Source organism: Rothia sp. CCM 9418 (genome assembly GCF_048512825.1).
GTDB lineage: Bacteria > Actinomycetota > Actinomycetes > Actinomycetales > Micrococcaceae > Rothia.
The window spans coordinates 525,927-543,566 of record NZ_JBLXXX010000001.1 but is presented as its reverse complement, the minus strand read 5'-3'; the positions used below and the strand labels follow the sequence as shown (position 1 = coordinate 543,566).

Annotated in this window: 18 protein-coding genes, 3 tRNA genes and 2 rRNA genes; 19 read left to right on the top strand and 4 right to left on the bottom strand. The window is 45.0% G+C overall.

All coding sequences use genetic code 11. From position 1 onward, the window contains the following. Nucleotides 1-382 precede the first annotated feature (382 nt). From ACN083_RS02595 to rrf (ACN083_RS02515), 17 genes are all read left to right on the top strand, one after another. A complete protein-coding gene (locus ACN083_RS02595; protein ID WP_419101263.1) occupies nt 383-979 on the top strand; it encodes a hypothetical protein in 597 nt (198 codons plus the stop codon). Between the two features lie 173 nt (nt 980-1,152). Then, entirely contained in the window at nt 1,153-1,797 is a 645-nt protein-coding gene (locus ACN083_RS02590; RefSeq protein WP_419101262.1) for a hypothetical protein, read from the top strand. Between the two features lie 211 nt (nt 1,798-2,008). Next, on the top strand, nt 2,009-3,133 hold the full coding sequence (gene dnaN / locus ACN083_RS02585; protein WP_419101261.1) for a DNA polymerase III subunit beta: 1,125 nt from the start codon (nt 2,009-2,011) through the stop codon (nt 3,131-3,133). Nucleotides 3,134-3,178: 45 nt separating this feature from the next. Next, nucleotides 3,179-4,348 (top strand): DNA replication/repair protein RecF, encoded by a 1,170-nt coding sequence (recF, locus tag ACN083_RS02580; protein WP_419101260.1) that lies wholly within the window; start codon nt 3,179-3,181, stop codon nt 4,346-4,348. 32 nt (nt 4,349-4,380) lie between these two features. Beyond that, the gene (locus ACN083_RS02575; protein WP_419101259.1) at nt 4,381-4,968 is read left to right on the top strand and encodes a DUF721 domain-containing protein; all 588 of its coding nucleotides are present in this window, start codon (nt 4,381-4,383) and stop codon (nt 4,966-4,968) included. 304 nt (nt 4,969-5,272) lie between these two features. Next, the gene (gene gyrB, locus ACN083_RS02570; protein ID WP_419101258.1) at nt 5,273-7,300 is read left to right on the top strand and encodes a DNA topoisomerase (ATP-hydrolyzing) subunit B; all 2,028 of its coding nucleotides are present in this window, start codon (nt 5,273-5,275) and stop codon (nt 7,298-7,300) included. 78 nt (nt 7,301-7,378) lie between these two features. Continuing rightward, nucleotides 7,379-10,024 (top strand): DNA gyrase subunit A, encoded by a 2,646-nt coding sequence (gyrA, locus tag ACN083_RS02565; protein WP_419101257.1) that lies wholly within the window; start codon nt 7,379-7,381, stop codon nt 10,022-10,024. Between the two features lie 2 nt (nt 10,025-10,026). Then, a complete protein-coding gene (locus ACN083_RS02560; RefSeq protein ID WP_419101256.1) occupies nt 10,027-10,527 on the top strand; it encodes a DUF3566 domain-containing protein in 501 nt (166 codons plus the stop codon). 112 nt (nt 10,528-10,639) lie between these two features. Next, nucleotides 10,640-10,713 (top strand) — tRNA-Ile (locus tag ACN083_RS02555). Between the two features lie 21 nt (nt 10,714-10,734). Continuing rightward, nucleotides 10,735-10,851, top strand: coding sequence for a DLW-39 family protein (locus ACN083_RS02550; RefSeq protein ID WP_419101255.1), 117 nt, complete (start codon nt 10,735-10,737; stop codon nt 10,849-10,851). A 23-nt stretch (nt 10,852-10,874) separates the two neighbouring features. Then, nucleotides 10,875-10,947 (top strand) — tRNA-Ala (locus ACN083_RS02545). 3 nt (nt 10,948-10,950) lie between these two features. After that, a 5S ribosomal RNA gene (gene rrf, locus ACN083_RS02540) occupies nt 10,951-11,067 on the top strand. Nucleotides 11,068-11,467: 400 nt separating this feature from the next. Next, entirely contained in the window at nt 11,468-12,700 is a 1,233-nt protein-coding gene (locus ACN083_RS02535; protein ID WP_419101254.1) for an inorganic phosphate transporter, read from the top strand. Continuing rightward, complete coding sequence (locus ACN083_RS02530; protein ID WP_419101253.1) at nt 12,700-12,996, top strand: hypothetical protein; 297 nt, start codon at nt 12,700-12,702, stop codon at nt 12,994-12,996. The genes ACN083_RS02535 and ACN083_RS02530 overlap by 1 nt, the downstream gene beginning before the upstream one ends. Nucleotides 12,997-13,035: 39 nt before the next feature. Beyond that, nucleotides 13,036-13,479 carry a DUF3349 domain-containing protein gene (locus tag ACN083_RS02525; RefSeq protein ID WP_419101252.1) on the top strand — a complete coding sequence of 148 codons (444 nt, stop codon included), beginning with the start codon at nt 13,036-13,038 and terminating at the stop codon, nt 13,477-13,479. 215 nt (nt 13,480-13,694) lie between these two features. Then, nucleotides 13,695-13,767 (top strand) — tRNA-Ala (locus tag ACN083_RS02520). 3 nt (nt 13,768-13,770) lie between these two features. Next, nucleotides 13,771-13,887 (top strand): 5S ribosomal RNA (gene rrf / locus ACN083_RS02515). 261 nt (nt 13,888-14,148) lie between these two features. On the opposite strand, the gene ACN083_RS02510 is transcribed toward rrf (ACN083_RS02515), so the two are convergent. Next, complete coding sequence (locus ACN083_RS02510) at nt 14,149-14,610, bottom strand: hypothetical protein (protein WP_419101251.1); 462 nt, start codon at nt 14,608-14,610, stop codon at nt 14,149-14,151. A 228-nt stretch (nt 14,611-14,838) separates the two neighbouring features. Here ACN083_RS02510 and ACN083_RS02505 point away from each other — a divergent pair, with 228 nt between their 5' ends. Further along, entirely contained in the window at nt 14,839-15,366 is a 528-nt protein-coding gene (locus ACN083_RS02505) for a peptidylprolyl isomerase (RefSeq protein ID WP_419101250.1), read from the top strand. Between the two features lie 295 nt (nt 15,367-15,661). Next, nucleotides 15,662-16,249: a rhomboid family intramembrane serine protease gene (locus ACN083_RS02500; RefSeq protein ID WP_419101249.1), complete on the top strand. Its 588-nt coding sequence runs from the start codon at nt 15,662-15,664 to the stop codon at nt 16,247-16,249. 257 nt (nt 16,250-16,506) lie between these two features. On the opposite strand, the gene ACN083_RS02495 is transcribed toward ACN083_RS02500, so the two are convergent. The 3 genes from ACN083_RS02495 to ACN083_RS02485 form a co-directional block, all read right to left on the bottom strand. Then, entirely contained in the window at nt 16,507-16,812 is a 306-nt protein-coding gene (locus ACN083_RS02495; protein ID WP_419101248.1) for a glutaredoxin domain-containing protein, read from the bottom strand. Between the two features lie 135 nt (nt 16,813-16,947). Beyond that, a complete protein-coding gene (locus ACN083_RS02490) occupies nt 16,948-17,142 on the bottom strand; it encodes a CsbD family protein (protein WP_419101247.1) in 195 nt (64 codons plus the stop codon). 209 nt (nt 17,143-17,351) lie between these two features. Beyond that, nucleotides 17,352-17,525, bottom strand: coding sequence for a ribosome recycling factor (locus ACN083_RS02485; RefSeq protein WP_419101246.1), 174 nt, complete (start codon nt 17,523-17,525; stop codon nt 17,352-17,354). Nucleotides 17,526-17,640: the final 115 nt, after the last annotated feature.

Sequence of the window (17,640 nt, the reverse complement as noted above, 5' to 3'; positions counted from 1 at the left end):
CACATTTTATCAACATCTAAAACCTTGGATTCTCGCGGTATTTGATAGTTATCCACATAATCCACATCCGTTATTAACACTACTACCTTAAAGAGAAAAACCTCCAAATAACATTTTCTGTGTCTCTCTCGAACATCTAGACCTCTGTAATTACAACTTTTCTTGCCTGCTATTGGTGTCCTAGTTCTTGATGTAATTACAGAAAATTGGTGTTTTCTGAGATGTTGTGTTGTTTTGAAAATTAAAAGGATGTAGTTTGACTATCAGATGATCTTCTTTTGAATAACAGTATTTTTAAGAAATATTCTCGCAATGAACCATTGAGAACAACACTGAAATGTACATATTTTCATGAGTTCTCCCCTTCTTATATAGAGGAACCATGAATTCGATATCTCGTCGTCATCTTGTTAGTGGAACTGCTTGGTCTGTACCTGTAGTTCTTAGTTCGTCACTAGTACCCAGCTACGCTTCCTCCCCTTGTTCTGAAAGCGTGTGGTATATCAAGTCACGTCTGATTCAAACAGAATCGGATCCTTCAAACGTTAACTTTGACAATGTTGTTACCGACCAAACAACTCCTCCGGGTGAAAGTTCCATGCAACATTGGTATTTCAGAGGAAAATTATGGTGGCGTATTCCTTTAGGCTTTCCAGAAGGAGCAGAAGCTGGAACGCTTGTTACTATCCCCTTCGATAGCTCTTGGACTTCCCCTTCGCGTCCGTCTCCTTATCCTCTTGCTAAATTTAAAGCGTTTGGATCAGCCCATCCTGAGCTTTTTACTCACGAACTCCCTCCAGTTGAGATAGCTATAGGATCTGACCACATAACAATTTCTTTCTCTCAAGAAATCCCAGTAGGAGCTGCTGGAGGTTTTATCTTTACAACACTTCCTGTTGGTGGAGAAGACGCTGTATTGGCCGGTACTCCATATACGGCTGAAGCTTATATAACTTTCAAACCTCTACAGTGCTCTTAAAATCTCGATACTTTTTAGATACGTCGTAGTACGAATCTGGCGGGGTATGTCAGCTAAACAGCTGACATACCCCGCCAATAGAGTGGTTAGTTAATAAAACGTCTTTTGGGTATCTTGTCGGTACACTACAAAGTGAAGTTTTAATTTAAAAATTTTTTCTTATTAGGGGAATAATGTCTCACACAGTGAACCGCCGTCATCTTGTTAAAGGTGCCGCTTGGGCTGCGCCCGTTGTCCTCGCAACATCTGTCGTTCCGGTCTATGCTGCTTCATGCGATATGCGAGTCTGGGAAGTTGAATCTCAAATTGTTGCAACGGACCCAGACTATTCAAACAACAATTACATCAAAAAAGTTCTTTACGGCAAAGGTCTTAGCGAAAAAGACAAGTCTCAAGAATACGGTGAAGCAGAAATGCAACACTGGTACGACGCCAATAGTAAAAAGCTGATGTGGCGTCTACATATCGGTCTTCCTGAAGGTGCTGCTAACGGTGCAATGATTACAATTCCTGTTGACCCCTCATGGTCAAACCCCTCAGCTATTAGCCAAGGCGGACTCGAACTTTTCTTGCGTCTTGATGCTCACCGCCCAGAACTTTATTCGGAGAGTTTCCCACCTGCTCTCATCGAAGATCGTGGAACTTACCTGTCTATTATCTTCGCTGGGCCTATTCCGAAGGGTGCAGGAGCAGTCTTTACGTTCTCTGCAGATCCAAAGGGTGGAGAGGAAGCCGTTCTTGGACGCAATAGCTCCACTGGCACAGGCAATACATACACCGCTAAAGCGACTATCGAGTTTAAGAAATTAGGCTGCTAAAGAGTCAAAAAAGATTACCACTAGCGTATATACCCTAAATGGTATATACGCTAGTGGTGTCTTTAAGGGTGATAACAACTAAAAACACCCCCCATCTTCTGGTCTTTACAACGGAACACTTGAAAATATCCGGTAGACTGAACACAAAATGTGCTCACATCTTCGACGAGCTCAGAAACTTTATCTTTGATTCAACGTACAAGGGGTACTGGTGAAATTTACTATCGAACGTGATGTCCTCACAGAAGCAGTCGGCTGGACCGCTCGATCACTTTCACCTCGTCCACCTGTGCCTGTCCTTTCAGGACTGCTAATTACTGCAGCTGACGGAGAAGTCTCTATCGCTAGTTTTGATTACGAGACCTCCGCAAAACTAAAAGTCAGTGCCGTTATTGAAGAAGAAGGTACAGCTCTGGTTTCAGGAAGGCTACTTGCGGAAATTTGCCGTGCTTTACCGAACTCAGCCGTGAACGTTAGCGTTCACGAGTCAAAAATGCATATTCAATGCCGTACCGCAAGTTTTAACCTCAGCACTATGCCAGTAGCTGACTATCCCGAGCTTCCTGCGCTTCCCACTATTTCTGGAACTATCGACGGAAATTCGTTCGCAAAATCTGTTTCACAAGTTGTTGTTGCAGCTTCTAAAGACGACACCATCCCCCTACTCACTGCTATTTTGGTAGAAATTGAGGGGAAAAAGATGACGTTATTTGCAACTGACCGTTATCGTCTAGCAATGCGTGAACTGACATGGGAACCAGCCTCAAAAAATATTAAAACTTCAGTATTGGTCAAAGCGAAAACAATGTCAGAGGTAGCTAAAACTCTAGGTGGAGCAGGTGATCTCAACATAGCGCTTTCCGATTCCCATGAACTGATCGGTTTTGAATCAGGCGGACGTCGCACGACAAGCTTGCTTGTCGATGGAGAATACCCCAAGATTCGCTCTCTCTTCCCTGACTCCACACCTATTCATGCGATTGTCAGAACTTCTGATTTGCTCGAAGCGGTACGTCGTGTCTCGCTTGTTGCAGAACGTAATACTCCTGTGCGTCTTGTCTTCGCTGAAGGTCAAGTGAGCTTAGATGCTGGAACAGGCGAAGACGCGCAAGCAACGGAAACGCTGAGCGCTCATCTTGAAGGTGAAGATAACATTACTGTTGCGTTCAACCCATCCTACTTATCGGAAGGTCTAAATAGTTTCGGGACAGAATTTGTTCGATTCTCTTTCACTGACCCTGCGAAACCTGCCTCTATCTCAGGGCAGAAAGAACTGATGGGCAAAGATGAAAGTGACTACCGATATTTGCTCATGCCTGTTCGTCTACCTAACTAACAAAGTCTTTTAAAACTAAGAACTTGTGAAGAACGGAAGGTTTGTGTGTACATCGACCATATTTCGTTGATGAACTACCGCACTTACTCGCTGTTGAATTTGCCGTTGTCTACTGGCGTCACCGTGTTTTTGGGTGCTAATGGTGTCGGTAAAACCAACATTGTTGAAGCCATTAACTACACTGCCGAGCTTTCTTCACATCGCGTGTCTCATGATGGCCCATTAGTTCAGGTGGGTGCTCAACGAGCGTATATACGTACTCGTGTTGTGCGTGGAAAATGGCAGACCATCACTGAATTTGAAATTGCGCCAGGGCATAGTAATCGTGTTCGCATTAATAGGGCAGCTCCCGTGCGTGCTCGCGAAGCGTTGGGAATTACTACGACAGTGTTTTTCTCTCCCGAAGATTTACAACTAGTTAAAGGAGAGCCTCAATGTCGAAGACGTTTTGTTGACGATATGGCTGTTTCTTTGCGCCCTGTTGTTGCTTCTTATCGAAGTGACTATGAACGGATTCTCAGACAACGAAACTCTCTTCTAAAAACGATGAGAGGTGGGCGAATCACTGAAGAGCATCGCCATACTTTGACCATTTGGAATGAGCAAATCGCTCAAGCTGGAGCGTTACTTGTTCATTCTCGATGGAATGTTTTGGCTCGGCTAATGCCAGAAATTCAATATGCGTATCAGCGGCTCACTGACGGTTCTAAAGCGATTGGTGTCACCTACGAATCGACTATTTTTCCTGATATTACAGATGCTACGCTCCCCCACGCAGCGCAGCTGAGCGTTGCTGATATTGCTCAGGAATGGATGCGCGCGATAGAAGACAAACAGCAAGAAGAAATTGAGCGTGGAGTAAGTTTAGTGGGCGCTCACCGTGATGAGATGATATGGAAAATTGGTGATATACCGGCTAAAGGTTTTGCATCTCATGGGGAGAGCTGGTCCTTAGCGCTAGCTCTCAAATTAGGTTCTTGGTATGTTCATAGAAAAGAACATCAAGGTGTGGGATCTTGTCCGATTCTTATCCTTGACGATGTTTTTGCTGAATTAGATACTGCACGGCGAAAACGCCTCGGTTCAATTGTCTCTGACGCTGAACAAGTGTTAGTCACATGTGCTATCGAAGAAGATATCCCTCAGGAACTGGGGGACGATATTACCATGGTGAGGGTGAGCCCGGGGCAGGTGGCATTTGGTGCAGAATCTTAGATGGCATACGGTAGTGAAAGAATTGTCTTCTCATGAATTTTGACGAGCGATACGCTGAAGCTCCAGCAATTATGTTGCAAAGAATGCGTTATGCTGCTTCTGAGCGAGGAGAGGCACCTCTTGAGGGGTATGCTGCTCGAAAAATTCTCAAAGATTTTAGTGCCTCAATGAGTCAGCAACCGGGGAAGAAAAAACCTCAACCGTATTACCAACGGCAAAATATTGCTCAAATGGGTGGATATACAGGGGCTGGTGAAGATTATCGTGACCCGCAACCGCTGAGTTATGCTATCGATAAATTAATCCGTAGTCGAGGCTGGAAAGATCCTGTTGCTGTTTCTTCTGTGCTTGCTCGGTGGAAAGAATTGATGGGTGAGCATGTTGCTGAACATACAACGCCCGAAAAATATCAAGATACTAAAGTTACGATTCGATGTTCTTCGACCTCCTGGGCTACTAATCTGAAGTTGATGAAAAGTGAAGTGTTGAAGATGTTTGAGCGGGAGCTTGGTGCTGGTATCGTGACAGATATTATTATTTTGGGCCCCCATACACGACAGTGGAAACACGGTAAATTGGTTGCTCCTGGTGGACGTGGACCACGAGATACCTATGGGTAGTTTTCTTATCTAAGAAGAGAAACTTATAACCACGGGGAACCTATTGTGCAATACCCTGATGCGCTTGAAACGCCGATTTTAGGCGTTCTAGCGGGTAGCCGCTAAGAATAACCCTTACAAAAGGCAATAAAGAGGGCGATATTTCCCTATTTTCCGGTAGAATTGAGCATAAATGTACTGCGCATTTTTAACTCTATGTCACTCATTGAATGAGTAATTCGTGCAGCCTTAATGTATAGCAATAAATAAGGTTGTGAAGGTTTGACAAAGATGCGCTAAATCTTACTCAAGGAGCCTTATACCTGTGGCAACTGAAGAAACACCTCATGAATATGGTGCAGCCGATATTACGGTTCTCGAGGGGCTAGAAGCTGTTCGTAAACGTCCTGGTATGTATATCGGTTCAACTAATGAACGCGGTCTGCATCATCTTGTCTATGAAGTTGTCGATAACTCTGTTGACGAAGCTTTGGCTGGCTATGCCGATCATATTGAGGTGACAATCCTCGAAGACGGAGCGGTGCGTGTTAGCGATAACGGACGTGGCATTCCGGTTGATGAGCATCCCACCGAACATAAACCTACTGTAGAAGTCGTGATGACGATTTTGCACGCTGGCGGTAAATTTGGCGGTGGCGGTTACGCTGTTTCTGGTGGTCTGCACGGTGTGGGTATTTCTGTTGTGAATGCGCTATCTACTCGCGTGGAAACGCAGGTGCGACGTCAAGGGTATGCGTGGAACATCTCCTTTGAAAATGGTGGTGTTACGAAGAACCCGCTGACTCGTGGCGAAGCAACAGAACAAACTGGAACTACTCAGACGTTCTGGCCAGATCCCGAAATTTTTGAAACAACTGTTTTTGATTTTGAAACGTTGAGGGCGCGTTTTCAGCAAATGGCGTTCTTGAATAAGGGTCTCACCATTTCTTTGACGGATCAACGAGAGGTTCTCCCCCAAGACGAAATTGCTGGGGATGATAAGAAAAAAGGTGAACAACTCAATCGAGTTGGTGCAAATGCGCACGGATATAAGAGCGTCACCTACCTCTATGAAAATGGTCTTTTAGATTATGTTAAGTTCCTTAACAGCTCTAAAAAACTAGAGACTATTAACGACGAAATCATCGCTTTTGAAGCAGAAGATACCGAGCGTATTATGAGCTTGGAAGTGGCGATGCAATGGACTACCGACTATAAAGAGTCTGTCCATACGTATGCTAATACCATTAATACGCATGAAGGAGGCACTCACGAAGAAGGCTTCCGTGCAGCACTGACGTCTTTGGTGAACCGTTATGCTCGCGATAATAAATTGTTGAGAGATAAAGACGATAACCTCACCGGTGAAGACGTTCGTGAAGGCCTAACGGCTGTTGTCTCTGTAAAAATTTCTGAGCCTCAATTTGAAGGTCAGACGAAGACGAAGCTGGGCAACTCTGAGGCGAAGTCCTTTGTTCAGCGTGAGATGTCAGATCATTTAGGTGACTGGTTCGAGCGTAATCCTCAGATCGCTAAAGACATTGTGCGCCGTGCGATTACTGCGTCTAATGCTCGTTTAGCTGCTCGTCGCGCTCGCGAGACAACTCGCCGTAAAGGCTTGTTGGAGACGGGTTCGATGCCTGGAAAGCTTAAAGACTGTTCGTCGAAGGATCCATCGATTTCTGAAATTTATTTGGTGGAGGGTGACTCTGCAGGTGGTTCTGCGGTTCAGGGACGTGACCCAAATACTCAGGCGATTCTTCCTTTACGTGGAAAGATTCTCAACGTAGAACGTGCTCGTCTTGACCGCGCTTTGGGCAATGCTGAGATTCAGTCGATGATTACCGCTTTTGGGTCCGGCATCGGAGAAGAATTTAACATCGAAAAAGCCCGCTATCATAAGGTTGTTTTGATGGCGGACGCAGATGTTGATGGTCAGCATATTACGACGTTGTTGTTGACTTTGCTCTTCCGCTTTATGAGACCTTTGATTGAAGCTGGGTATGTGTATTTGGCTCAACCTCCGCTGTATCGCATTAAATGGTCTAACGCTCCGCACGATTATGTTTATTCTGATGCTGAGCGTGATGAGGTTGTTGCTCGAGGTCTCGCTAATAATCAGCGTCTTCCTAAAGATAATGGTATTCAGCGTTATAAAGGTCTTGGGGAGATGGATTATACCGAGCTTTGGGAAACAACGATGGATCCTCAAAAGCGCACTCTCTTGCAGGTGACTGTAGAAGATGCTGCTGCAGCTGATCAGGTTTTCTCTGTTCTGATGGGTGAAGATGTTGAGGCTCGACGTGACTTTATTCAACAGAACGCAAAAGATATTCGATTCCTTGATGTCTAGGGAATATGTGTATAGCACAAGCGTTATATAACGCTCAAGGAATATAAATCAAGGACGAAAAGAAACGGAAAACTTCACATGAGCGATGAAACTCAGAATGATTCCACAGAACCTATTGAAGGCGAAGTTGTAGGAAGTTCCTTAGCGGCAGCAACTACCGTTCACGGACGAGTGAATAAAGTAGACCTCCGCTCAGAAATGGAACGTTCATACCTGGATTACGCGATGGCCGTCATTATTGGACGTGCTTTACCGGACGTGCGTGATGGGCTAAAACCTGTACACCGTCGCGTCATCTATGCAATGTACGATGGCGGATATCGACCTGAACGAGCTTTTAATAAATGCGCTCGCGTGGTTGGCGATGTGATGGGTCAGTACCATCCCCACGGTGATAGCGCTATCTATGACACCTTGGTACGTCTCATCCAGCATTGGACCATGCGTTATCCCCTCGCGCTAGGGCAGGGAAACTTTGGCTCTCCCGGTAACGATGGAGCTGCGGCGTCTCGTTACACTGAGACAAAAATGGCGCCTATCGCATTAGAAATGGTTCGTGATATCCACGAAGATACCGTGGACTATCAAGATAACTACGATGGTAAGAACCAAGAACCGACTGTTCTTCCATCTCGTATTCCTAACCTATTAGTCAATGGCTCCTCAGGTATTGCGGTGGGTATGGCAACCAACATTCCCCCTCATAACTTACGTGAAGTAGCAGAAGGCGTGGAATGGTTCCTTAAAAATCCTGATGCAACGAACGAAGAGCTTCTTGATGCTCTATTAGAGCGCATTAAAGGCCCAGACTTTCCTACTGGCGCTACCATTCTTGGGCATAAGGGCATCGAAGATGCTTACCGTACAGGACGCGGATCTATTACGATGCGCGCGGTAGTCAACGTCGAAGAGATTCACGGTCGCACCTGCCTGGTTATTACCGAACTCCCCTATCAAACAAACCCCGATAATCTTGCTATTAAAATTGCTGACCTCGTCAAAGAGCATAAGATTACCGGTATTGCTGATTTACGGGATGAAACTTCTGGTCGTACCGGACAGCGTCTAGTTGTCGTTCTTAAGCGTGATGCTGTGCCTAAGGTTGTTCTAAATAACCTTTATAAGCACACTCAGTTACAAGAAAACTTCTCTGCTAACATGCTTGCTGTCGTTGATGGTGTGCCTCGTACACTTTCTTTGGACGCGTTTATTCGTCATTGGGTAAACCACCAGATTGAGGTTATCGTTCGACGAACTCGTTATCGTTTGCGTCAAGCTGAAGAAGAAGCGCATATTCTCCGCGGACTGCTTAAAGCTCTTGATGCTCTAGACGAGGTAATTGCTCTGATTCGTCGTTCTGCAACAGCAGATGATGCTCGTAGCGGGTTAATGACGTTACTTGATATTGATGAAGCTCAGGCTCAAGCAATTCTTAACATGCAATTGCGTCGTCTGGCAGCTTTGGAACGTCAGAAGATTCAAACTCGTCATGATGAATTGATGCGTTTGATTGCAGAATATAACGAGATTATTGCTTCTGATACTCTTCAGCGTGAGATTATTTCTGAAGAGCTTGCTGATATTGTCAATCGCTATGGCGATGATCGTCGCACCAAGATTCTGATGGGATATGACGGCGACATGTCGATGGAGGACTTGATTCCTGAAGAGGAAATGGTTGTAACTATTACTCGTGGTGGTTATGTCAAGCGCACTCGTTCTGACCAATATCGAAGCCAACACCGTGGCGGTAAAGGTATTAAGGGTGCTGCATTACGTGGCGATGATGTTGTCGAACAGTTCTTTGTGACCACAACGCATAACTGGATTCTTTTCTTCACGAACCTAGGTCGTGTTTACCGCACAAAGGCTTATGAGCTGATGGAAGCCGGTCGTGATGCTAAAGGCCAGCATGTCGCTAATCTCTTGGCGTTCCAACCTGGAGAGACTATCGCCAAAGTGATGGAGCTGAAATCTTATGAAGATGCCCCATATCTAGTGCTCGCTACTAAAGGTGGTTTGGTGAAGAAAACCAAACTAAGTGACTATGACACTAATCGTACTGCTGGTGTTATCGCTATTAACCTACGTGATGGCGATGAACTTGTTTCTGCTGGTCTTGCTTCCGCAGAAGACGATTTGATGTTGATCTCTCGTAAGGGTCAGTCACTGCGTTTCACCGCAACTGATGAGGCATTGCGTCCGATGGGTCGTGCAACCTCTGGTGTTACGGGTATGAAATTCCGTGATGGTGATGAGCTGTTGAGTATGAACGTTGTTTCTGATGATTCGTATGTTTTTGTCGTGACTGAAGGCGGTTATGCAAAACGCACGAAGGTTGGAGAGTATCGTATTCAAGGTCGTGGTGGTCTTGGTATCAAGGTTGCTAAATTGGCTGAAGATCGTGGTGACCTTGTGGGTGGATTGATTGTTGAAGAAGATGACGAAGTCTTAGTCGTTATGCAATCAGGTAAAGTTGTTCGTACTTCTGTTGCTGAAGTTCCTGCTAAAGGACGCGACACCATGGGTGTTATTTTTGCTAAACCTGGTAAAAATGACCATATTGTTGGTGTTGCTCGTAATCAAGACCGACAGCTTGAAGAAGAAAATGATGGCGAAAGCACCGAAGCGGTCGATAATACAGTACCGTTAGAGAATCATCAGCTTGAGTCTGAGCAAGTAGTAGCTCAGAGTTCTGAAGAGAATGCACACGGAGGTAACTAAGAGTGAGCACTACCGGTACTAGCACCCGTAAACAAGGTGCACGAGCTACTGCGAATAAACAGCGTGCGGGGGCACGCAGCAACAGTACACGTTCTGCTGCTCACCGTAATAAGCCTTTGGTGCGTCCTGCACCTCGTTCTAAAGTTCGTCGCGCTCGTCTTGTTGTTGCTAAAGTCGATACTTGGTCTGTGGCTAAGCTGGTTTTCTTGCTTTCTGTTGCTGTGGGTATTGTCTTTGTTGTGTCTTCAGTGGTTTTGTGGCTTGCGATGCAGGCTACGGGGCTGTTTGATGGCATTAATGATCTTCTGACGATGCTTGGCACAACAGGTAACCATATTGATATTTCTAATTTCTTATCGTTGGGGCAGGTTGCGTTGTACACCACGATGATTTCTGTGGTGAACGTTATTCTCTTTACACTGCTTGGTGTTATTGCTGCAATGCTATATAACATTGCTGCAAAGCTTGTCGGAGGTGTTGGGTTGACCTTGACTGATGATTAGAAATCTCTCTGTTTCCTTAGGATAATCTTAATGTGACCTAAAATACCCTATATCGATTTGGAAAAGTCGTGAAGGTCGTGTAAAGTTTTATTTCGTCCTAAGGGACAGGTAAGGGCGTATAGCTCAGACGGTTAGAGCGCTTCGCTGATAACGAAGAGGTCCCAGGTTCAATTCCTGGTACGCCCACTTCCTTACCGAAAGGCAAAAATGAAAAAGGTACTTCTAGTTGTTTCAACTGCGGTTCTTGGAATATTTTTGACAAAGAAGGTTCAGGAAAATCAGGATGTCAAAGCATCTTGGAAAGAATCTACGGATTCTTTGTAAAATCTCATAGAGGTTGTAGCCGAGGGGGCGTGGCGCAATTGGTAGCGCACCTGCTTTGCAAGCAGGGGGTTAGGGGTTCGAGTCCCCTCGCCTCCACGTTTCGGTGATTATAGCAAGAGGGAAACGCCCGGATCCATCCCGAACCCGGAAGCTAAGACTCTTTGCGCCGATGGTACTGCACTGGGGACGGTGTGGGAGAGTAGGTCGTCGCCGAGCTATTTTTATGGTTGAGAATGACTCCAAGCCTTATAGAGGTTTGGAGTCATTTTTTATGCTCGGAATAGAGGATATTTGTGATGAGCGTCCTACTGTTTTTAAGGTGAACAGTTGGTAAACACTACCTAAAGATAGGGTTTAACTCGTTGATATCTTAGGTGAACGCTTTTAAAAACAACATAAAACAACATATGTTTGTTATGAAACAACCCTGTATTTACTTGAATGAAAACCTGTTATTTAGGGAGAGTTTAAGGGTTTTTAACCTTCTATTATTTTCTCCGTAAATATTAAAGTGGTTTTAGTGTCTGTTCATGTTGGTTAATGTTGTTTTTTGGTGAGTGTTTTTACCGTGTTCACCTAGCTTTCTATCTCGAATAACTATGTTCATAATCAAAGAGTGACTACTGAACTTATTATCTTAGCTATCGTGGTTCTTACGGCTTTAGCCTTTGACTTCACGAATGGATTTCACGACACCGGAAACGCTATGGCAACTTCTATTGCCACCGGTGCTCTCAAACCTAAAACTGCTGTAACTCTTTCTGCTGTCCTTAACCTCATCGGTGCATTCCTCTCCGTCGAAGTTGCTCGAACTGTAGGTAAAGGCATTGTTAATCTTGATGCTGTTGCTGGTGATAACTCAGGACTGCTTCTGATTGTCTTTACCGGGCTTGTTGGCGGTATCTTATGGAATGTTCTCACATGGCTTCTAGGATTACCTTCTAGCTCCTCTCACGCTCTATTTGGAGGGTTGATTGGATCAGCGATCGCAGCTTTCGGATTCTCTGGTGTTCAATGGAGCGGAGTTGCCGCAAAAATCGTCATTCCCGCTGTGATGGCACCATTCGTGGCAGGTATGGTTGCAACGGTAGGAACTTGGCTTATTTATAAAATTTCCCGACCAGTCTCTGATAAAAAGAAATATGAGGGATTCCGTTGGGGACAAGTTGGTACCGCATCCTTGGTTTCTCTAGCACACGGTACAAACGATGCCCAAAAAACTATGGGTGTTATCTTCCTAGCGCTTGTTGCATCTGGAGAAATTACGCCTGATGCAGATATTCCGTTCTGGGTTAAATTTACCTGTGCTCTCGCTATTGCTCTTGGTACTTACTGGGGCGGTTGGCGCATCATTCGAACCTTGGGTAAAGGCCTCGTGGAAATTGATACACCTCAAGGTATGGCAGCTGAAGGATCATCTGCCGCAATTATTTTGACATCTTCTCACTTCGGCATGGCGCTATCTACAACGCACGTAGCAACAGGCTCTATTCTTGGTACCGGTCTTGGGCGACGTGGCGCTGAAGTACGCTGGGGTGTTGCCGGGCGTATGGTTATCGCTTGGATTATTACCTTGCCTGCGGCTGGAAGTATCGGTGCTATTACTTGGATGATTGGTCACTACCTCAACGCTGTCACAGGCAGTGGATTCTTGGGTGAACTCGCGGTATTCCTTATTCTCATTGGTTTCTGTGCGTGGATGTACCTACATTCCAAGAAAGCTCCTGTGGACGCTTCAAACGTCAACGCTGAATGGGGCGAATCAGGCGCCGATAAACAGTCTAAAGAATCAGTTCAGACACTAAACTCTGGTGTCTCCAAAAATACAGCCCATAAGGTGGGTGCCTAATGATAAGTCTTTTTGAGATTGCTCAACGAGTTGTTCCCGTCATTCTGACCGGTTTAGTGTTTGGTGCTGGTATTCCAGCTTTCTACGCCATCGGGCTGAGGATGCTTGCCGGAACCACTGAATATACCGCAGACGGTCGTTTGATTGAGGTTGAACCACCATCTTCGTTCCGTAAAGTCATCGCTTATAGTATCTTTGCAGTGATTGTCCTTGTTATTATTATGGGAATCTTATGGATTGCTAAAGATTTTATTTATCATTCCACAGGGTTTAACCTATTTGGTGTGGCGGGATAGGATGTCTCGCTTTTGAATCCCTAGCAAAGGAGTAGCGGGATGCCTCAGAGAAATATCGTCTCTCGTGTTATTGACTGGTTGAGTGTCGGTTACCCCGAAGACGTCCCGGTACAGGATCGAGCAGCAGTGATGGCTGTGTTGCGTCGTCGATTGACTGACGCGCAACTTGAAGAAGTAATTCGTAAGTTAATGCTCTCTCGTGCTGCTCGCGGTGAAGATTATGTTTCTGACCAACGTATTAACGAGTACATCAGAAAAGTAACCGATGACGTTCCTACTCCTGAAGAGATTGACCGTGTGGCTCGAATCCTCGGCGCTCATGGTCTGCACATTTCAGAGAATCATTTCAGTGCCGAGGACTCTGTTGAAGAGACTGACACTGATGGGTACGTCGAATACACCAACCCTAGTGAAGAAGAAAAGCGTATTGCTGAGTTAGCCGCTTCTCGTGTTCGATTGGATGGAATCACTGGGGAACAATAACTGTCGGCATTCGTTGAGGCACGGATGTCGTATCTAATCTTTCTTAGAAATAAGAGAGGTGCAATCGCATCAGTAGTCCGTAGCGAAATGCACGTGAGGAGCACCTTGTAGCGGGGTGCTCCTCACTTTATTTAAGATATAAAGTGCTGTAAGTCATAACTTCTTGATTTGCTTAGATTTCGGTAAGTGTTGTAGGATTTTATCTGTAACACCACGGGGGCGTGGCGCAATTGGTAGCGCACCTGCTTTGCAAGCAGGGGGTTAGGGGTTCGAGTCCCCTCGCCTCCACGTTTCGGTGATTATAGCAAGAGGGAAACGCCCGGATCCATCCCGAACCCGGAAGCTAAGACTCTTTGCGCCGATGGTACTGCACTGGGGACGGTGTGGGAGAGTAGGTCGTCGCCGAGCTATTTTTATGGTTGAGAATGACTCCAAGCCTTATAGAGGTTTGGAGTCATTTTTTATATCGACCCATTATCCACTCATAATGCCATAAAACCCGATACCGCTCTACAATGTCGAAGTAACACTATTCTCCTCTAAACAGCTCTTCAGATTCCCCAAAATCCTCATAAAAGTACCCTTGACGAACAGTTACTACGCCCGTTCATCAAGGGTACTGAGAAGAAACTTTATAGAAAAATTCTTATATCCAAGATTGACCAATAACTAGCTTTGAGGGGTCTTCCAAGGATCCTCTACTGGCTGAGATGCTTTATATGCAGCATAACCGGCAACTGCACCAGCAACTACCAAGCCAAGGAATACCAAAGACTTATTTCCGCCCTTAGTAGCTTTTTTCTGCTCTTTGGCATAAGCCTTCGCAGCCTTAACAGCTTGCTTCTGAGCATTCTTGAGAGCTTTTTTATTTCCAGTTGCTTTCTCAACAAGGTTTTCTGCTTGTTCTGGAATATCGAAAGAACTTAGCTTATCTGCGGCAACAGCAGCAACCTCGCCACTCTTTGCACGAGTCTTTTCTGCATACTTCTGAGCGATTTCGCTAGCCTTAGCTGCCTGAGCTTCAGCAAGCTGAGTGAGCTTCTCAGCCTTTTTGCCCGTTGCTTTCTGAGCCTTAGCAAAAGTCTTTTCTGCAAGTTTCTGAGCTTTCGATACTTTGCGTGCACACACCATGAGGTCTGCCTTTCTTTATCGTTACACCATAGAACCAAGTGCCCTACGGAAAATTATGATTAATACCTAGCTTACGTACTATTTTCTTAAAACAGAGGTTTAGCTCGCAAAAACCCCCATGTTTCACTTCTCGCTAAAGTTCTATCAACATATCTCAAAGACTTTCGCTAAGTGCATAAGTGTCCTAGAGGCTAGCGGACTATGACAGAACATGCGAAAATAGAGACTATGACTAACGCAACTGCTAAAGCAACTATTCATACCAACCACGGTGATATTGTCGTCAATCTCTTCGGCAACCATGCACCTATCACTGTCAAAAACTTCATTGGTCTTTCCGATGGCACCCAACAGTGGACACACCCTCACACCGGTGAACCACAAGAAGGTCCCCTCTACAAAGACGTCATCTTCCACCGTATTATTCGTGATTTCATGATTCAAGGTGGAGACCCCCTCGGTCAAGGAATTGGCGGTCCTGGCTACCAGTTCAAAGATGAGATTCATCCTGAACTTTCCTTCAATAAGCCATATCTTCTCGCTATGGCAAATGCTGGCCCCGGCACCAATGGTTCACAGTTCTTCATCACGACTGTAGAGACCCCTTGGCTCAACGGCCGTCACACCATTTTTGGTGAAGTCGCAGACGAAGCATCTCAGAAGGTTGTAGACGCTATTGAAGGCGTTAAAACCGGAAATATGGATCGTCCCGTCGAAGACGTTGTTATTTCTTCTATCGATATTGAAGAACTCTAAACCTGATTAATATTAGGTAAGAGCCCGTCCGGTACATACCCCGGTCGGGCTCTTATTGCATCACCACAGCATAACTCAGAGAAAAGTACGCCAGATGAACTATCAACCACCTCTACACGGAGAATCATCGACTCCTTCATTTCCGACCTGCTCTCAACACTCTGACAAGATGGCATATGCACGGTGCAAACAATGCCAAAAACCTACATGTGGTGATTGTCAGATTCCCGTAGAAGTCGGTATCTTATGTCGTTCTTGTCATCCTGATGGGACAGCTTCTCGCAAGATGAGGAGAATGTTAACACAACAAGATTCTCCTGTGATTACCTACCTGTTAATAGTGCTAACAACACTGGTTTATGGCGCTCAGCTATTAATCCCCGGGTATTTTGTGTTTAATGCTTTTGCTTTTAACTGGAACTATGTTCTTGAAACACATCAATGGTGGCGTTTTCTCACAAGTGGTTTTTTGCATAGCCAAGGGAATATCTCTCATCTGGCGCTCAATATGTTTTCTCTATGGCTTTTTGGCCGCGAACTAGAAATTCGCTTGGGAAAAATAAAATTTATAGCTCTTTACCTATGTTCTATTATTGGCGGATCTATTGCGGTGTCTATAGCTAGTATGTTGAGTTCTGATCCGTCTGTAACGACTATCGGTGCTTCTGGGGGAGTTTTTGGTCTCTTCGGCGCATTTTGGGTGATGACTCGTCTTCGGGGCGAAAATTCTTCCCCTATTCTGATCCTGATTGTTATCAACATGGCCTATAGTTTCTTCTTTCCCGGTATTTCTTGGGAAGCTCATCTTGGAGGAATGCTAACAGGTGCTGCAATGACATGGGTATTGCAAAAATTATCCCAACAGGGGCAATCAAGTATTTGAGAAGAAGGGGTATCTACTCCAGTGAAAGAGACACACTGAGTAGTTATCCACATACTTTGTCCACATTGTTAATAACTACAGGTGTGTAATTCCTAGAATGTTATTCTGTGGAAAACGTGATGGATCCAAGAAGCTACTTTCGCGTAATTACAGGGGTGTAACTATTTTCCCCAGAGTTATCCACTGTTGTGGATAACTCTGGGTTTGATATCTGTGGATTTTTTGGAATTACAAAAAATCACACAATATGAAGACTCCTAAACAGATGCCTTCTTGATGAGAGCACGTACAACCTCAGAAGCATCAGATGCCGAAGCAACAAAAGACTCTTGAGCTGTCGAAACTGTTGGAACAACGGCATTTCCCTGATTGACCGATTTAACAAATTCTTCAGCCTCAGAATCTTCCCAAATATTGACCCATACGGCGCTATCGCCATCGTCACCTAAACCAGCGTCAAGGCGCTCACAAAAAGGGCACCCCGGCCTCCAAAAAATAACAACAGAACCCTGCTCAAGAGCCTGCTGGGCCTGAACAAACGTTGATTGCTGACGGTTTGGCATGGCAAACTTCTTTCTTCTAAAAATACTGATACGAGGTAACACAGAAAAACTCCCTGCTACTGGAAGTATGATGACACAAAAAACTGTGGACGATACCGAAAAATCGGTACCGCCCACAGCTTCTAAAAGAATAAATTACTTCTTGAAGGAATCAATAATGTCGCCAGCAGCGTCCTTGACCTTCTCTACACCGTCTTTAACAGTGGACTTGAGCTGATCAACTTTACCCTCTGCTTCTAGCTGAGAATCGTCAGTTACTTTGCCAGCAGCTTCTTTTGCCTTACCGGTAGCGTCTTCAACGCCGTTCTGAATTTTATCTCCGATGCTCATAAGAGCCTCCTTCATAGATATGAGGTCTTTCGAGGAAGCAAACTTGCAACCTCTCACTAGTAAGACGAAACAACCCACAAAAATGTCACGCAGAAAATAAAATTTTTTTTCGGGGAAACTAAAAAAGACTAATTCTGCTGCATTCTATCGTGAAAATAGTCTTAAAAATCAAACGCCCCATCGAAAAGATGGAGCGTCCGGCGAAAAACTTACTTGCCAAATTTTTCGGTTACAGCTTCAATGCCTTCGCTGATTTTCTCTTTTGCTTGGTTGACAATATCTTCGTTGACAACGTCTTTACCAATTTTTTCGTTGACAACATCTTTGACGCTTTCGACGCCTTCGGTGATTTTGTCTTTCATTCCATCAAGATCGAAACCCACGGAACTATCCTTTCATATCAAAGACGAGAAGAACTCTTGGAGTATCTACTCGAAGCATCAGAATAATGCTCATAACTAGAATAGTTGGTGCAGAATCATAAATAAAAGCTTTTCA

Excerpts from the sequence above, each read along its gene's own strand:
- ACN083_RS02500 (WP_419101249.1), top strand. The coding sequence starts at position 15,662 with ATGTTAACACAACAAGATTCTCCTGTGATTACCTACCTGTTAATAGTG.
- gyrA (WP_419101257.1), top strand. The coding sequence starts at position 7,379 with ATGAGCGATGAAACTCAGAATGATTCCACAGAACCTATTGAAGGCGAA.
- ACN083_RS02510 (WP_419101251.1), bottom strand. The coding sequence starts at position 14,610 with ATGGTGTGTGCACGCAAAGTATCGAAAGCTCAGAAACTTGCAGAAAAG.
- ACN083_RS02530 (WP_419101253.1), top strand. The coding sequence starts at position 12,700 with ATGATAAGTCTTTTTGAGATTGCTCAACGAGTTGTTCCCGTCATTCTG.
- ACN083_RS02595 (WP_419101263.1), top strand. The coding sequence starts at position 383 with ATGAATTCGATATCTCGTCGTCATCTTGTTAGTGGAACTGCTTGGTCT.
- ACN083_RS02490 (WP_419101247.1), bottom strand. The coding sequence starts at position 17,142 with ATGAGCATCGGAGATAAAATTCAGAACGGCGTTGAAGACGCTACCGGT.
- ACN083_RS02575 (WP_419101259.1), top strand. The coding sequence starts at position 4,381 with ATGAATTTTGACGAGCGATACGCTGAAGCTCCAGCAATTATGTTGCAA.
- ACN083_RS02525 (WP_419101252.1), top strand. The coding sequence starts at position 13,036 with ATGCCTCAGAGAAATATCGTCTCTCGTGTTATTGACTGGTTGAGTGTC.
- ACN083_RS02505 (WP_419101250.1), top strand. The coding sequence starts at position 14,839 with ATGACTAACGCAACTGCTAAAGCAACTATTCATACCAACCACGGTGAT.
- ACN083_RS02590 (WP_419101262.1), top strand. The coding sequence starts at position 1,153 with ATGTCTCACACAGTGAACCGCCGTCATCTTGTTAAAGGTGCCGCTTGG.
- ACN083_RS02495 (WP_419101248.1), bottom strand. The coding sequence starts at position 16,812 with ATGCCAAACCGTCAGCAATCAACGTTTGTTCAGGCCCAGCAGGCTCTT.
- ACN083_RS02550 (WP_419101255.1), top strand. The coding sequence starts at position 10,735 with ATGAAAAAGGTACTTCTAGTTGTTTCAACTGCGGTTCTTGGAATATTT.